At 38.2% G+C, this 15,689-nt stretch carries 14 protein-coding genes; 11 read left to right on the top strand and 3 right to left on the bottom strand.

Translation table 11 applies throughout. The annotated features are described in order from the left end of the window. Positions 1-104 precede the first annotated feature (104 nt). The 10 genes from puuE to AC21OH_RS04060 all read left to right on the top strand — a co-directional run bounded on the left by puuE (position 105) and on the right by AC21OH_RS04060 (position 11,178). A complete protein-coding gene (gene puuE / locus AC21OH_RS04105) occupies positions 105-1,124 on the top strand; it encodes an allantoinase PuuE (protein WP_487370489.1) in 1,020 nt (339 codons plus the stop codon). Between the two features lie 69 nt (positions 1,125-1,193). Continuing rightward, on the top strand, positions 1,194-2,285 hold the full coding sequence (alc, locus tag AC21OH_RS04100; protein WP_487370490.1) for an allantoicase: 1,092 nt from the start codon (positions 1,194-1,196) through the stop codon (positions 2,283-2,285). 89 nt (positions 2,286-2,374) lie between these two features. Continuing rightward, the gene (locus AC21OH_RS04095; protein WP_487370491.1) at positions 2,375-2,893 is read left to right on the top strand and encodes an ureidoglycolate lyase; all 519 of its coding nucleotides are present in this window, start codon (positions 2,375-2,377) and stop codon (positions 2,891-2,893) included. A 170-nt stretch (positions 2,894-3,063) separates the two neighbouring features. After that, positions 3,064-3,384, top strand: coding sequence for a Trp family transcriptional regulator (locus tag AC21OH_RS04090; RefSeq protein ID WP_487370492.1), 321 nt, complete (start codon positions 3,064-3,066; stop codon positions 3,382-3,384). 157 nt (positions 3,385-3,541) lie between these two features. Beyond that, positions 3,542-4,963 carry an anthranilate synthase component I family protein gene (locus AC21OH_RS04085; RefSeq protein ID WP_487370493.1) on the top strand — a complete coding sequence of 474 codons (1,422 nt, stop codon included), beginning with the start codon at positions 3,542-3,544 and terminating at the stop codon, positions 4,961-4,963. A 135-nt stretch (positions 4,964-5,098) separates the two neighbouring features. Then, positions 5,099-5,827, top strand: coding sequence for an anthranilate synthase component II (locus AC21OH_RS04080; protein WP_487370494.1), 729 nt, complete (start codon positions 5,099-5,101; stop codon positions 5,825-5,827). A gap of 75 nt (positions 5,828-5,902) precedes the next feature. Beyond that, positions 5,903-6,667 (top strand): hypothetical protein, encoded by a 765-nt coding sequence (locus AC21OH_RS04075; RefSeq protein WP_487370495.1) that lies wholly within the window; start codon positions 5,903-5,905, stop codon positions 6,665-6,667. Positions 6,668-7,090: 423 nt separating this feature from the next. Next, positions 7,091-9,409, top strand: a complete 2,319-nt coding sequence (locus AC21OH_RS04070; protein WP_487370496.1) for a circularly permuted type 2 ATP-grasp protein — start codon at positions 7,091-7,093, stop codon at positions 9,407-9,409. A 3-nt stretch (positions 9,410-9,412) separates the two neighbouring features. Next, on the top strand, positions 9,413-10,198 hold the full coding sequence (locus AC21OH_RS04065) for a transglutaminase family protein (protein WP_486535507.1): 786 nt from the start codon (positions 9,413-9,415) through the stop codon (positions 10,196-10,198). Between the two features lie 233 nt (positions 10,199-10,431). After that, a complete protein-coding gene (locus tag AC21OH_RS04060; RefSeq protein ID WP_486535508.1) occupies positions 10,432-11,178 on the top strand; it encodes a proteasome-type protease in 747 nt (248 codons plus the stop codon). Between the two features lie 193 nt (positions 11,179-11,371). On the opposite strand, the gene AC21OH_RS04055 is transcribed toward AC21OH_RS04060, so the two are convergent. From AC21OH_RS04055 to AC21OH_RS04045, 3 genes are read right to left on the bottom strand one after another with little or no spacing between them, the layout of a single operon-like run. After that, on the bottom strand, positions 11,372-12,115 hold the full coding sequence (locus AC21OH_RS04055; protein WP_487370497.1) for an amino acid ABC transporter ATP-binding protein: 744 nt from the start codon (positions 12,113-12,115) through the stop codon (positions 11,372-11,374). A gap of 42 nt (positions 12,116-12,157) precedes the next feature. Beyond that, a complete protein-coding gene (locus tag AC21OH_RS04050; RefSeq protein WP_487370498.1) occupies positions 12,158-12,895 on the bottom strand; it encodes an amino acid ABC transporter permease in 738 nt (245 codons plus the stop codon). Then, the gene (locus AC21OH_RS04045) at positions 12,892-13,725 is read right to left on the bottom strand and encodes an amino acid ABC transporter substrate-binding protein (RefSeq protein WP_487370499.1); all 834 of its coding nucleotides are present in this window, start codon (positions 13,723-13,725) and stop codon (positions 12,892-12,894) included. Before AC21OH_RS04045 ends, AC21OH_RS04050 begins: the two co-directional genes overlap by 4 nt. A gap of 400 nt (positions 13,726-14,125) precedes the next feature. Here AC21OH_RS04045 and AC21OH_RS04040 point away from each other — a divergent pair, with 400 nt between their 5' ends. Then, a complete protein-coding gene (locus AC21OH_RS04040) occupies positions 14,126-15,637 on the top strand; it encodes an L-serine ammonia-lyase (protein ID WP_487370500.1) in 1,512 nt (503 codons plus the stop codon). The last annotated feature ends 52 nt before the right edge of the window (positions 15,638-15,689 follow it).

The raw sequence follows: 15,689 nt of genomic DNA, 5'->3' as shown, positions 1-15,689 counted from the left end.
AAGCTATATGCATTTATAGTTAATAAAGCGGTCGATACACTGTATTTTTTATAAAATTGAGTATTCAACAAACCCTAATAATACGAATAAAAACGAGGTGAAAGATGTCTAAGCAAACATTTAAACATGTCACATCAGATTTTGATATGGATAGCTACCCTAGAGATTTAAAAGGTTATGGTAGTAACCCACCAGATCCCAAATGGCCAGGTGGTGCAAAGATTGCAGTGCAATTTGTTTTAAACATCGAAGAAGGTGCTGAAAATAGTGTTATTCATGGTGATGCCCAATCTGAAAAATTCTTATCGGATATTTTAGGGACACCTGCATTTGATAACCGTCACCAATCGATCGAATCAGCTTTCGAATATGGTAGCCGTGTTGGTGTATGGCGTGTGCTTGATACGTTTAAAGAGTTTAACTTTCCTATCACAACTTTTGTCTGCGCGGCTGCGGCCGAAAAAACACCTCATATTATCGATAGAGTTTTAGATGATGGTCATGAAGTGGCAAGTCACGGACTACGCTGGATAACATATCAAAATATGTACCGCGAAACTGAACGTGAACACATTCGTAAAGCCACCGAGATTTTCAAAAAAATGCTAGGGTATCAGCCTTCAGGCTGGTATACCGGTCGTGATAGTCCAAATACGCGTGAATTAGTAGTTGAACAAGGCGGTTATACTTACGACTGCGACTCCTATGCCGACGAATTACCTTATTGGGTGAATGTTAAAACCGAACAAAATAAAGGCGATGTGATTGAAACGGTTAGAAAACCGCATTTGGTTATCCCTTATTCATTAGAAACCAACGATATGCGTTTTGCTTCAAGTCCTGGATATACCAATGCTGAGCCTTTCTATCAATATTTAAAAGATAGCTTCGATACACTTTACGCTGAAAGTGAAATTAATGATGGCGCACAAGTGCCCAAAATGCTGTCGATAGGCCTACACTGTCGTATGATTGGCCGTGCCGGTCGAATCGTTGCGCTTAAAAATTTCTTAAAATATATCAGTGAAAAGCCAGATGTTTGGGTATGTCGCCGCGATGATATAGCTAAACACTGGTATGAGAACCACCCTGTAACTGAAGATAATATTTCAGACTGGCTTTAAGTTTTAGCTTTAATGCTTACGTCCCTTAATTAATCACCAAAGTAATTTTACATTTTTGTTGAGAGAACTATGTCCCAAAATACGATTGAACCTGGAAAAATTATACTTCCAGATAACCTACCAGATGTACTGCCTGATTTTGTCAAAAGAACCAATGTAGCAGATAGCCGTTTGGGTGCCAAAGTATTGTTTGCTACTGATGATTTTTTTGCCCCTAAGGATCGCTTGATTAAGCCTGAACCACCCGTTTTTATCGTGAGCAAGTTTGATGATAATGGTAAATGGATGGACGGCTGGGAGACTCGGCGCAAGCGCGGATTGGGTCATGACTACTGCGTGATTCAATTGGCTCGTCCTACGCGAATAATCGGTATAGATATTGACACCAGTCACTTCACTGGAAACTTCCCACCGTCGGCAAGTATCGATGCGATCTATGCACCTGAACTGATGGAAAAAGACGAGGATACAATAAACTCGCTTACAAAAGACGATTGGGACGATATGTCATGGCGATACTTTATCGGTATGACACCACTAGAAGGCAACTCGCATGAGTTTATAAAACTTGATAAACCGAATGCGACAGACATCGTCACCCATTTACGTTTAAATATCTATCCTGATGGTGGTATTGCCCGTCTTAGAGTGTATGGCTATGTCAATATCGAAGGAAATGAGACCGAGAATGAAACTGTCGATTTAGTTGCAGCTCGCAACGGCGGCCGCGCCATTGCCTGTAATGATGCTCACTTTGGTGCAGTTGAAAACCTATTACTACCAAATAAAGCACCGAACATGGGCGAAGGCTGGGAAACCAGACGCAGACGTGAACCTGGTAATGACTGGTGTATTATAGCCTTAGGCGGTGCTGGTATTCCTGAATCTATTGAAATTGACACCAATCATTTTAAGGGCAACTATCCAGATAAGGTATCTGTACAAGCTGCTTATGCGCCTACTATGACAGAATCAACTTTGATAACTCAAAGTATGTTTTGGGAGACTTTGTTAGAGCCGCAAAAGACCTCTGCACATAACGTACATACATTTGAAGACTTATGTATGGATAAGCCGATTACTCACATAAGAGTCAACATATTCCCAGATGGTGGTATTAGTCGAGTTCGCTTATATGGTAAGTTTTTAGATCACTTATAAAAAAAATTTTTCCAAAACTATGATTAATGTGTGTTGAGCATTGAATGAGCTTGCGCTACACACGTTAAATAATAACTTATGAGATATTTATGACTACCCTTTTAAAAGCAAAACCGTTAACTAAATCAGCATTCGAACCTTTCGGTACTGTTATTGAACCTTATGACGATTCACAAAAGACGGCTGATAATTGCTTTGAGATTAATAATGGTTATGCCATGCGTCATCATGCTATAGCGACAGCAGGACTAGATGGCGGACAAGTAGGTATGAGTATTTTTTATGCCAAACCACGCTCGCACCCCATTACCCTATCAGTAATGGAGTATCACCCACTTGGTACTCAGGCATTTTTTTCTATGGAAGGTCAAGACTATATAGTAGTGGTGGCTCCAAAAGGTAAAGCGCCTGAGTCTTTAGAAGATTTAAGTGTATTTTATGCCAAATCTAATCAAGGTATCCAATATAACGCTGGCGTGTGGCACCATCCTCTATTAGCACTTAACAAGCCTTCTTCATTTTTAGTGGTTGATAGGATCAATGGTGAAGGTAATAACTGTGTAGAATTAAATATAAGTGATTGGAATGCCATTATAGATTTCGACTAAATTTATATTGCATATTTATTCATCCGATATTTAGATAGCGATTTAGAAAGCCAATAATTATAAAATTATTGGCTTTCTATTGTAATTACCGTACTGCTGTACTAGAATGCTGAAACATAAATATTAAATTATAAAATACACTATCATTTTTTGATTCAGTAGACAATTTTATGCCAAACAACACACTCGCTTTTGATAGCTTATTAAAGCATTTAGCTCATTCATCTGATACCTCTCAGATAGATAAGTTATTATCAGCACTATTGACCGATAAAGAAAAGCAAGACATAACCAATCGTATTAGAATCTTTGATCTTTTAGAACAAGGCATTCCTCAACGAGATATCTCACAGCAATTAGGCGTAGGTATAGCTACCGTATCAAGAGGAGCAAAAGCATTGAATAACATTGATAACTCATCTATTGAAAACTTGCTCGCCACTCATCGTAATAAACATAGCAACAATATTAAGAACAGGCATCTTAAATAGAGTTTTTTAGATATCAAAATTTAATATTTGCTTTATTTTTAAAACATAACTATCAAAACATTCATATGTTCAAACTTTTCAAACCACCCTTTTAAACCGTTCTTTTAAATCAATCTTTTAAACCAATCTTTTAATCAATCAGAGCTGGAAGTAAATTATGCCAAACCCGAACACTACCAATCAGCCCAAACCAATTGATATACCGAGCAAGCCTATTCGAATAAAACTTACGCAAGATATAGACTTTTTTGAATTATTTAAACGTATAGAAGCACAGTTCGATACTTGTTATTTACTTGAATCCCTCGGTGAAGAGAGTCATATGTCGCGGCATCACGCCATTGGGTTCTCCCCTATTATGATGATTTCTGCACCAAATCGTAAAACCCTTCGTATCAAAAATAACGTAGAGAATCGTACTGAAGATTTTGATACAAATAATCCTTACCAATTACTACGCAATATAACGCCTCAACATGTTATCGCTCGCGACCAAACAGGCGGATTAGTAGGTTATCTTGGTTACGATAGCGTTAACTTTTTTGAACCCAGTCTTGATGCTCAGTCTAGTGAACATTTTGAAGCATTCAAATTTGGTGTGTATTTAGATGGCCTCACTTTAGATAAAATGACGGGTGAGATTTTTTACTTTTATTATCCCGCGTATCAACAACAAAATCGTATCGAATTAATCAAACAATTGCTTGACAGCCCAATACCTACTTACATATCGCCTCAAGTTGAGTTTTTGGGGGATGGCATGAGCCGCTCAGAACATGCTAAAGCAGTGATGCAGGTTAAAGAAGATATAATAGCGGGTCGTATATTTCAGTGCGAAGTAGGCTTTAAATCAACATACAAAATCGTTGGAGAGCATATTCCTATCTATGAAAAACTGCGTCAAGTTAACCCCTCTCCGCATATGTATTATATGAAGTTTGGGGAACAGCGAATTATAGGGGCGTCACCAGAATTGTTGTTTAGATTGCGCCAAGGAGAGATGGAAACTTTTCCACTGGCAGGAACCGCAAAGCGAGGCAAAGATGAGGTGGAAGATCGTCAATTGGCCCGCGCACTGTTAAATGATGACAAAGAGATTGCTGAGCATAATATGCTGGTTGATTTGCACCGTAATGATATTGGCCGTGTCGCAAGATTTGGCACAGTCAAGGTGCGTAACTTAATGGATATAAAAAGATATTCTCATGTACAGCATATCTCGTCAGAAATCGTTGGCGTATTACATCCTGACGAAGATATGTTTACTGCTCTTGCGAGCAACTTCCCGGCGGGCACGTTGTCTGGCGCCCCAAAAATTGAAGCGATAAAAATTATTAATGAGCTTGAGCCTGATGGTCGCGGTGCATATGGCGGTGCATTAGGTTCATTTAACTTCAATGGTGATTGTATTTTTGCCATACCAATTCGTAGCTTATTTATAGAAGGCGAATTCGCCTATGCACAAACTTGCGGCGGCAATGTATATGATTCTAATCCTGAAGATGAGTATTTAGAAATTCAGCGCAAGCTGTCTGCAATGAAAGTGGTCTTAGATAGCTTTTCAAATACGCATGAATAGATTTAAATTAATAATAATCAAAAATCACGATTTAAACTTATAAATTGATTTAGGTTAGATTCGATCTGCACGGTTGTCTCTATTACTTAATGATTGGCAATCAGCATTTAGTTAGTGAAAACTTTAGGAAACTTTATGAACGTATTAATAATGGATAACTTCGATTCATTCACTTTTAATTTATATCAGTATGTCGGTGAGATATTAAAAACCTCACTAAACAACTCAGAATCAGATTCAGCCTCAGAATCAGAATCAGACTCAGACTCTTTATTGCATAAGAATACAGAAGGTACAAAAAATCAGCCTACTCATGGCGTGACGGTTAAACGCAATAATGAAATAAGTATAGAAGATATAAAATCAGAAAACTACGATCGCATCATAATATCACCCGGCCCTGGCTCACCTGATGATCCCGCTTATTTTGGCGTTTGTGCAGATGTGATTAAAGAGCTTGGTCCAACAACGCCCTTGTTAGGGGTATGTCTAGGTATGCAAGGCATCGCGCATGTGTTTGGCGGAGATGTAGTTAAGGCTGGCGTGCCTATGCATGGCAAGACCTCTCCAATTCGTCATGATAATAAAGGTGTCTACCACGGATTACCGCAAGATATTGAGATCATGCGATATCATTCGCTTATGGTCAGAGGAGATACATTGCCTGATTGTTTAGAAGTCACGTCGGTGGTATCAAATGAAGCATTTTATGAGCTTCAGCTCAATGACTGCGTAAAAAATGGTGAAGAGATCATGGGACTACGGCATAAAGACTACCCTATTCAAGGGGTGCAATTTCATCCAGAATCATTTGCAACTGAGGGTGCCAAACAACTTTTATATAATTTTTTAATCCAGCGCTAGATATTTATAGGCTATATTAAAGATGCTTATTAAAGGTTAACTCTTAATCGAATCAGTCCTACATGGAGAACGAATATGATGAATTCAGACGCCATAACTATGAGTATGCTTAAGCATCTATGTACTGTATTTGCGTTGACTATAGGATTGTTCGTTTATAGTACGTCTTGTAATGCGCTAGCACCTATTGAAGATAACTTCTGGTTTGCAATTGAGGTGGAAGGTCAACGCTTAAACTTATATAAGGGCTGCGATGATGGAGATATATCGTGCAAAGATATGTTACTCGAATCACCTGATTTAATGAATTTAATTAATCTAAAAGGTTATGATTATAAAAAGCCCAGTACTATTAAATATTATCCTACCACCACACTACATAGCACTTGCAAAGATGGCGTGACACCATGTGCGTTTCATGGCTATAGCTTTGAAGGTCATGGTATCAAAGGATTAATGACACATGACGATATAACCATAACTTTTGATTCCATTCATTCATTTAATAATGAACAAATCACTTTACCACTTGTAAACGTAAATAGCTCCGATATAAATTACCAACCTCTAAATAATAGACATAGTTTTATAGATACTTTGTATAACTATTCAGATGAATGGATTGATTCTGGATATAAAGCCATCTTGTATGAAGTTAAGAACATTTACGGTTCTGATGCGGCAAAAGAATTCAAAGACGATCAAATTAATTGGATTATCGAACGTTCACGCAAGTGCGGCGCCAACCAGCAGCATCTTCCGCGCACGCAACTGGAAAAAGCGTGTTTTTACCAAGAGACTAAAAAAAGAGATAGTGCTTACTTTCTATGGATTGATTAATAAGTATCGGCATATTGAATTTTTAGAGCTCTAATTAAATATTACTTAAATTATGAATTAAATAGTAGTCACATCGCTATTAGGTTTAACCTCTTTGACAATCGAATTCTTAATGTTAGTTTCTCTTCCTCTTTATTTACTTCCATTCTATAAAACAGTGTTATATATTGAATTTAGAACACATGAATGAATCTAATAGTTTAAACATAACAATGACATAATATTATCGATAAAACCTTGGTACTGATTTTGCAGTAGTTTAGCAGTATCGTAGTTTTTTAGATGCGGTTTAAGCAAATATAGACTTTTGAATATTATAAATTTTTAATATATGTGTATAAATTTGAACGTTGGGACGATTTAATAATTGTAAAGCTTATAGTTAAGAATATATTTTACATCTACTTAAAAGGAATTAAACCTATGTCGGGAGAAAGCAAAATAAGTGGTTTAAATAATTCTGGAAGTGATACCCCATCTCCTAAATTCGATTCTCAACCTAATGAATCATTAAATATAACAAATCAGGCATTTAATGAGCTCCAAGAGAATGACGGTAGTTATCGAGCCGTCGCCGAAAAATTAGGTCATTGGTTAAGCAACACCAATCTAGATGCATTGAATCAATTAAACGATCAAGCGGCTGATGTATTTTATCGTAAAGGGGTCACTTTTACCGTTTACAGCGATGCCAAAAACATCGAGCGCATGATACCTTTTGACATTATTCCACGTGTTATCCCCTATAGCGAATGGCAAACTGTTGAAGCAGGTTGTAAACAGCGCATTACGGCATTAAATAAATTCCTTGACGACATATACCATGAACAAAATATTCTAAAAGAAGGTATCGTTCCCTCAAACTATGTATATGCAAGCGGCTGCTATGAACCTTGGATGATGAATATTAACCTCGCCAAACCAGTGTATTCGCATATAAGTGGTATAGACTTGATACGAGATGAAGAGGGTACATTTTGTGTATTAGAAGACAATCTACGTACTCCATCAGGCGTTTCATATATGCTTGAAAGTCGTAATATATCCAAAATGCTATTACCAGATGTCTATAATGACATGTCTATTTTAGATATTGAAGATTATCCCCAGCGTTTAAAAGCTTGTCTTTCAAGCTCATCAATTAAATATGATCCTCAGATAGTTATATTAACCCCAGGTCGTTTTAATAGTGCTTACTATGAACATGCTTTTCTAGCCCAAGCAATGCATGTGCCTTTGGTACATGGATACGATTTATTGGTGGAAGATGGCAAAGTATACATGCAAGGTATACGCGGTAAGGTTCAAGTCGATATTATTTATCGGCGTATTGATGACCCTTTTATAGACCCTTTAGGATTTAAATCTGATTCAATCTTAGGAGTTTCTGGTTTAATGAGTGCCTATCGAGCGGGTAATGTCGTGATTGTAAACGCACCCGGAACTGGTGTTGCGGATGATAAAAGTATATATCCATTCGTGCCTGATATGATCGAATATTATCTTGGCGAAAAACCTATCCTACCCAACGTAAAAACCTACCAATGCCGCAAACCTGAAGAACTAGACTATGTTCTAAATAACTTAGAGAGTCTAGTCGTTAAAGAGACTCAAGGCTCAGGTGGTTATGGTATGTTAATCGGTCCAAGTGCTACCCAAAAAGAAATAGAAGCCTATCGCTTGCGATTGATGGATAACCCTGCGGGGTTTATCGCTCAGCCTACCATATCGTTGTCAACCAATCCCACAACCGTTAATGATGGTATTGCTCCAAGACATATTGATTTGCGTCCATTTGTATTAAGTCATGGTGATGGTAGCGTTGACATTGTACCTGGTGGATTAACACGAGTTGCTATGAATGAAGGCTCACTAGTGGTTAACTCTTCGCAAGGCGGTGGTATTAAGGATACTTGGGTAGTTGACGATACTAATAAAGATACCGATCCCTATAACAATAGCTTTAGGGATGCTAATCAGCAAACTATGCAGGGCACCTTAAATTCAATCGTTGCGCGTCATAACTATTATGCCGACAAGTCTCATCCCGTAGAAGTTGGTTATGAAAATCTTGATGCAGCGCCAATGATACTACTGTTATCAACGGCCAATTATTTGGTATGGTTAGGTAGATTTAGCGAGCGTCTTCATTACTATGATAGCCTAATGAATAAGGTATTAAAGGAGGAATATGACATAAGCGAACTCGATCATATTGTTCATTCGTTAGGTATTGGCATCGATTATATGGATGATAATTGTGATACTGATAATATTAAAATAAAACCCATTGTATTATCCATATTACAAGACTTAGAAACAAACAAAATACCTAGTGTTATCGAATCTATCGAAACCAATGTTCAAGAAGCTAAAGGTGTACTTGGTAAAGATACTGCCGAGCTTTATAACTTAATCAAGCGTTTATCGAGTGCAGGTACATATCGCGCAGCGACGCTTCAACTTGAAGCGTGTAACGCTGCGATGATGCAAGAGCACTTTAAGGTTAAAACCTTTTGGCAACTTGGACGACAGTTTGAAGTATTAGAGCGTGCTATTTTATTAAATGAAAACGCTGAGCAATCAAGTTTAGAATTCAAGAAATGGGTTAATGAGTTGCCTGAGAATACAAGATGGCGCGAGCTGATTCGACTCACTAACCAACTTATAAAATCTCAATCTTATGATGACTATGTATTATTGAGTCAGGAGTTTAATACCATATTGCAACAAGGAGTGTAATTCATGAAACTACAAATCAGTCATCAAACTAATTATTTTTATGATGAACTCGCTCAGCGTAGTGTTCAATACATTAGAATGACTCCAATGCGAATTTCTCATCAAAAAGTACATAACTGGCAGGTAATGTTACCTAAACTTGCTACGACTCAAGAGGATGGCTTTGGCAATATTTGGCTAACCCTGAGTCGTAACGAAGCACACAATAACTTACAGATGCAAGCTTCTGGTGTGGTAGAGATTGATTTAGAAACTGAACGTCTTGAAGATACGGGTAATGTACCCTATCAGTTATTTACGGTACAAAGCCCATTAACAGTGTGCTCAGAACAAATGCGTGAATTTGCAAATTCTTATCTAGAAGAAGTATCTGTCGATAATCTCAAAAAATTCTCAAAGGCACTACTTGATTATATGCCCTATACCAAATATGTGACGCATGTAGGAACAACGGCAGCCGAAAGTTTTGAGATAAAAGCAGGAGTGTGTCAAGACCATACCCATGTGTTTTTAGCTTGCCTTCGAGATAAATTAATACCCGCGCGCTATGTGTCGGGCTATCTGTATGACGATACCGATAATCATATGGCAAGTCATGCTTGGGCTGAAGCATACTTAGACGGATATTGGTACACATTTGATATCTCAAATCAGCTATATAAACCCAGCTCTCATGTGTATGTAGCTATCGGACGAGACTACCTTGATGCTGCGCCAGTGCGCGGCGTACGTATGGGTGGTGGTTACGAAAATCTTTATAGCCAAGTCGTAGTTAATCGTTTGGATTAATCGCTTATAATTGAGGTTGTATGTGGTAGTTTTTAAGTCATTTCATTTTTAATAATTCTTATACAAATTAACAAATGTTAGGTGGTATCATGCGCTACTTTTTATCAGAATAATTTATCGTTTAATACTATTCAATCTATTATAGATTTAGGTAGCTATTAATGAATAGAGTATTTTGACTTACCTCATAACCCCTTTTCAATTTTAAATATTGATTTAACTTAGGAACTTTAATGACCTATTGTGCAGCCTTAAGACTCAAAGATGGCATGGTGTTCGCCAGCGATACACGCACCAATGCTGGCGTCGATCATATTTCGTCCTTTCGTAAACTTTATACCTTTGGTATCGATGGTGAACGCAGTATCGTTATTCAAACTGCGGGTAGCTTAGCGACCTCTCAAGCGGTATTTAAAAGATTGCAAAATGCTATCGATCAGCGCTCAGAAACCAATTTATTAACTGCCTTAACGATGTTCGATGCGGCCGAAATAGTTGGTGAACTGGTACGCGATGTAATCACTAAGGCGCAAAACGTCGCCAATGATTCTGTTAGTGGCACCTTTGCCAGTACGTTTATGCTGGGTGGTCAAATTAAAGGACAAGAAGCCGAACTGTATATGATATACCCCGAAGGTAATTGTATTAGAGCGTCTAAAGACACTCCTTTTTTTCAATTAGGTGAGAGCAAATACGGTAAGCCAATTCTAGATCGATCTGTCAATTATGATATTGAATTAGAACATGCAGCTCAAGCTATGATGCTATCTTTTGATTCAACTATACGCTCAAATTTGTCGGTAGGTATGCCGATTGATATGGTTATTTATCATAACGATAGTTTGAAACTGCCGACCATACGCCGTATTAGTGAAGATGATGAGTATTATTGCGACCTAAGCAAACGATGGTCTGATGCCTTATTGAATACTTTATTATCACTGCCGGACTACCCAGAGGGCTATTGGGATCAAAATTAATAAGATGATAAATATTTATTAGACCAAACTTTTATATATATAAGAGCTTTTTTACGACAAATCTTATTGTTATATTTATCTTAACAAAGCCGTTCAAACCATAATGCATAAACTTCATAATCATGAGAGTTACCAAATCTTGAAGTAAAAAGTTTAGCGTGTTTAACTAATATGAGTTATTTTCAGAAAAAGTTTAATTATTAATACGCTGTAAAAAGGCTCTGGTTCTTGGATGTTCCGACTCTGCAAAAAGCTGCTGTGGAGGTCCTACTTCAACAACATAGCCATCTTCCATAAGCATGACGATATCTGCCACATCACGCGCGAAAGTTATCTCATGCGTGACCACAACCATTGTCCATCCTTCAGATGCCAATTGCTGCATAGTCTTTAATACTTCTTGAACCAATTCTGGATCTAAGGCCGAGGTTGGCTCATCGAATAGTAATAAATCAGGCTCTATGGCAAGCGCACGCGCTATACCCACACGCTGCTGCTGCCCGCCTGACAGTTGAAACGGATATAATTCTACCTTATCTGATAATCCTACCTTGTCCAATAGTTTTAACGCTTTCTCACGGCTTTCAGTTTTGTTCATACCTTGGGCCACAACTGGACCTAGCATTAAGTTTTCAAGTGCAGTTTTATGAGGGAATAAGTTATAAGACTGAAATACCATGCCTGATTTCTTTTTTAGGTCACGCATACGCTGCTTTGAGACTTTTTGAGCAAAGTCAACTATTAAGCTGCCATCTGTGAATTCTATAATACCTTTTTCAGGCACTTCCAAACCATTTAGACATCGTAGGAAGGTGGTTTTACCAGATCCTGATGGACCCAATATAACAACAACACTCCCCTTTTCTACTTCAAGATCAATACCTTTAAGAACTTCATTATCTCCAAAGGCTTTATGAATATTGGATATTTTAATCATTCTTGTATCCTGATAACGCAATCCTAGTTATGGTTTATTTGGCTATTTAGCAATATAGCGATCAAGTCTTTTTTCTAATCTTCCTTGCAGCGAGCTTAATGCCAAACAAATGACCCAATAAATAACAGCCGCTTCGGTATAAACCAGCATAAATTCATAATTTCGCGCTGTGATAATTTGGGCTTGCTTAAATAGCTCCGTTACCAAAATTAATGAGGCGAGAGAAGTGTCTTTGACCAATGAAATATACGTATTAGATAAAGGCGGTACTGAGACTCTCAGCGCTTGCGGCAATATTACATGACGAAATGTTTGAAGGTAGCTTAAACCAACCGTTGAACCTGCTTCCCATTGTCCTTTAGGAATAGATAAAATTGACGCACGAACAGTTTCAGAAGCATAAGCACCGATGTTTAAAGAAAATGCGATAATTGCCGCTGGAAATGGTTCTAATTTGACCCCAATACTTGGTAAACCATAAAATATGATGAATAACTGAACCAACATCGGCGTACCACGGATAGCCGATACATACGCGCGCGCTATATAATAAGCGATTTTGTGCCACAGAGCATTGCGAGGTACGATGCGAATGAGCGCTACAACAAGCGCTATTCCCATTCCAATAATAAAAGACGCTATCGCTAGCGGAATCGAATAGTATATAGCGCCTTTTAACATTGGCCAGAAAGAATCTATAACAATCTGAGCCCGATTGGGTGTCATGAATGGCAAGACTGCCAGAAGATTCTTTAATGCTTCTATAACAGATGCGATCATCTCTTACTGATATCCTCACCGAAGAATTGTTTGCCAAGCTCGGTTAATGTCCCATCTTCATGGAGCTCTTTCATCGCCGCATCAACTTTGGCAAGTGCTTCATCATTACCTTTCAACATCACGATACCAGAGCCCGTCTTTTCTTCAGCAGGTGCGACAAGCTTTACTTCTAAGTCGCTATCTGGAAATTTGTTAAGGTAATCAAGAATGGCTAAATGATCATTTAAGGTCACATCGGCACGGCCTTGTTTCACCAACTCAATTGCTTGCGCCATGCCATCTACAGGTACAACTTCTGCTTCATATTTTTCAGCCATTTCACCATAATTACTACTTAATGATTGAGCAGATTTTAACCCTTTTAACGACTCCCAAGCGTTATACCGACTGTCTGACTTAGGTGCCAATACCGCTGCACCCGACCAATTATAAGGTTCGGCGATATCATATTTGGCTTGACGCTCAGGTGTAGTGAGCGCAACTTGGTTGGCTACCATATCAAAACGCCCAGCGTCCAATCCAGCTAACATCGCATCCCATTGGGTTTCTTTAAAATCAACAGTGACTCCAAGTTTGTCTGCTAAGGCGCGTGTCACTTCAACGTCGTACCCTGTAAGTTTGTTGTCTTCATCATGATAAGTATAAGGTGGGTATGTACCCTCAGTGCCAACATTGATCGTACCCCCATTGTTTATACGACTTAGAAGATCTGATCCTGTAGCTGACTCATCTGCTGAAACACTATCAGTTGTGGCCGATTGATTACAAGCAGCTACTAATATAGCAGTGGCAGCAACGACTGAAAAATTTTTAAAAGTCTTAAAGCGCATAAGTATTCCTTATATATCTAAATAATAAAATTTTTAGCTTTATATCATAAAGATAATTATCTTCTAAATTCTAGATTACCAAAACAATATTCAAGATTGAAATGTTTTATAAAAGCTATGTTTTAATTAGCATTGTTCAATAAATGCTATGCTTTAAATAGCTATGTTCTATTGAATGGTTCTTGAATGTAACTAATTTACCTATTCTAGGTCACTACGTTTAATATGTCACTCCTGCGACTAATAATCACATCAATATCAATACATAGGACATCACATAAAAATGTCTATATGAAGAAAGTTTCAGTTACCTACTATATAAAAAATAGTTATTAACTGTATAAACATATCATTATAATAAGTCTTTAGTTTTTTGAATACTTTCAAGGTTTTAGATTTAATGATTAGTTTGTTTGATATGTTTAAAATAGGTATTGGACCTTCAAGCTCTCATACTATAGGGCCAATGGTTGCTGCTGGCATGTTTATAGATGCTGTTCAATCGGATTATAATTTGTCAGAGGTTAGCCGCGTTCAAATTGATTTATATGGATCATTAGCGTCGACAGGTGCAGGTCATGCTACAGATACCGCTTGTATATTAGGGCTGCTTGGGTTTAAAGCCAATAGTATTGATACCAATAAAGTAAACGAGTATTTAGCTGATCCCCTATACAATCAGACCCTCAATTTCGCTGGACTGCATGATATCTTTTTTGATTACGATACTGATATCGTATGGCACCCGCAATCAAGCTTGCCGCATCATCCTAATGGACTGCGTTTTTCGGCTTATAATTCTGATAAGCTCATAGCTTCCAAAGTTTATTATTCCATAGGTGGTGGATTCGTTGCTACCGAATACGAATATAATGGATCCAATGAATTTGACGACAGGGTAACGAGTACCGACAAAGTATCCAACACAATTAGCAAAAAAAGTGGCCACGAAGCAGACAGTGTCGCAATCACAGACGATAGTAATGTTCCCTACCCATTTAACAACGCCTCTGAGTTACTTACCTTATGTGAGAGTCATGGGTTAAACATAAGCGACATAATGATGGCGAATGAATTAACTTTACGAGATGAATCTACAATTAACCAATATTTAGATGATGTATGGGAAGTTATGCAAACTTGCGTTAAAAATGGGTGCAGTAGCGATGGCATTTTACCCGGGGGATTAAACGTTAAACGTAGAGCAAAAATGTTGTACACGCAACTACTTGATGAGCTGCAAAACCCGACCAATAACACAGATAAATTAATGGCTATGGATTGGGTAGATTTGTTTGCTTTGGCCGTGAATGAAGAAAACGCAAATGGTGGACGAGTTGTCACCGCACCGACTAATGGCGCCGCCGGCATTATTCCAGCAGTATTGCATTATTATAGAGACTTCTTGAACCACTATACTATAAAAGGGGTGCGTGAGTTTCTGCTCACATCTGCTGCAATCGGAACCATCATTAAACAAAATGCGTCGATATCTGGGGCTGAAGTCGGCTGTCAAGGCGAAGTCGGTTCTGCTTGTGCAATGGCCGCAGCTGGTTTGGCTCACGTTATAGGATTAACCCCTGCACAATGTGCTAATGCAGCCGAGATAGGTATAGAACACAATTTGGGTTTAACTTGTGACCCGATAGGCGGGCTGGTTCAAATACCTTGTATCGAACGTAATGCAATGGGCGCAGTCAAAGCTATAAATGCAGCACGATTAGCCAGTCGCGGCGATGGACAACATCACGTATCTCTTGATAAAGCCATAGCAACGATGAAAGCCACTGGCGCCGATATGATGGATAAGTATAAAGAAACTGCAAAAGGAGGATTGGCCATTCACGCTCTAGATTCTAAAGATGGACGCATCGATGTCGTAGAGGTTGGTGTGGGTTATCCACAGTGTTAGGTTGTTAATAAATCAATTGGTTAGTAGTTAGATACTAATTATAGCATTTGTA

This window comes from Psychrobacter sp. CX10 (assembly GCF_057621575.2).
Note: the sequence above shows the minus strand (reverse complement) of the source record. Positions and strands in the feature narration are given on the sequence as shown.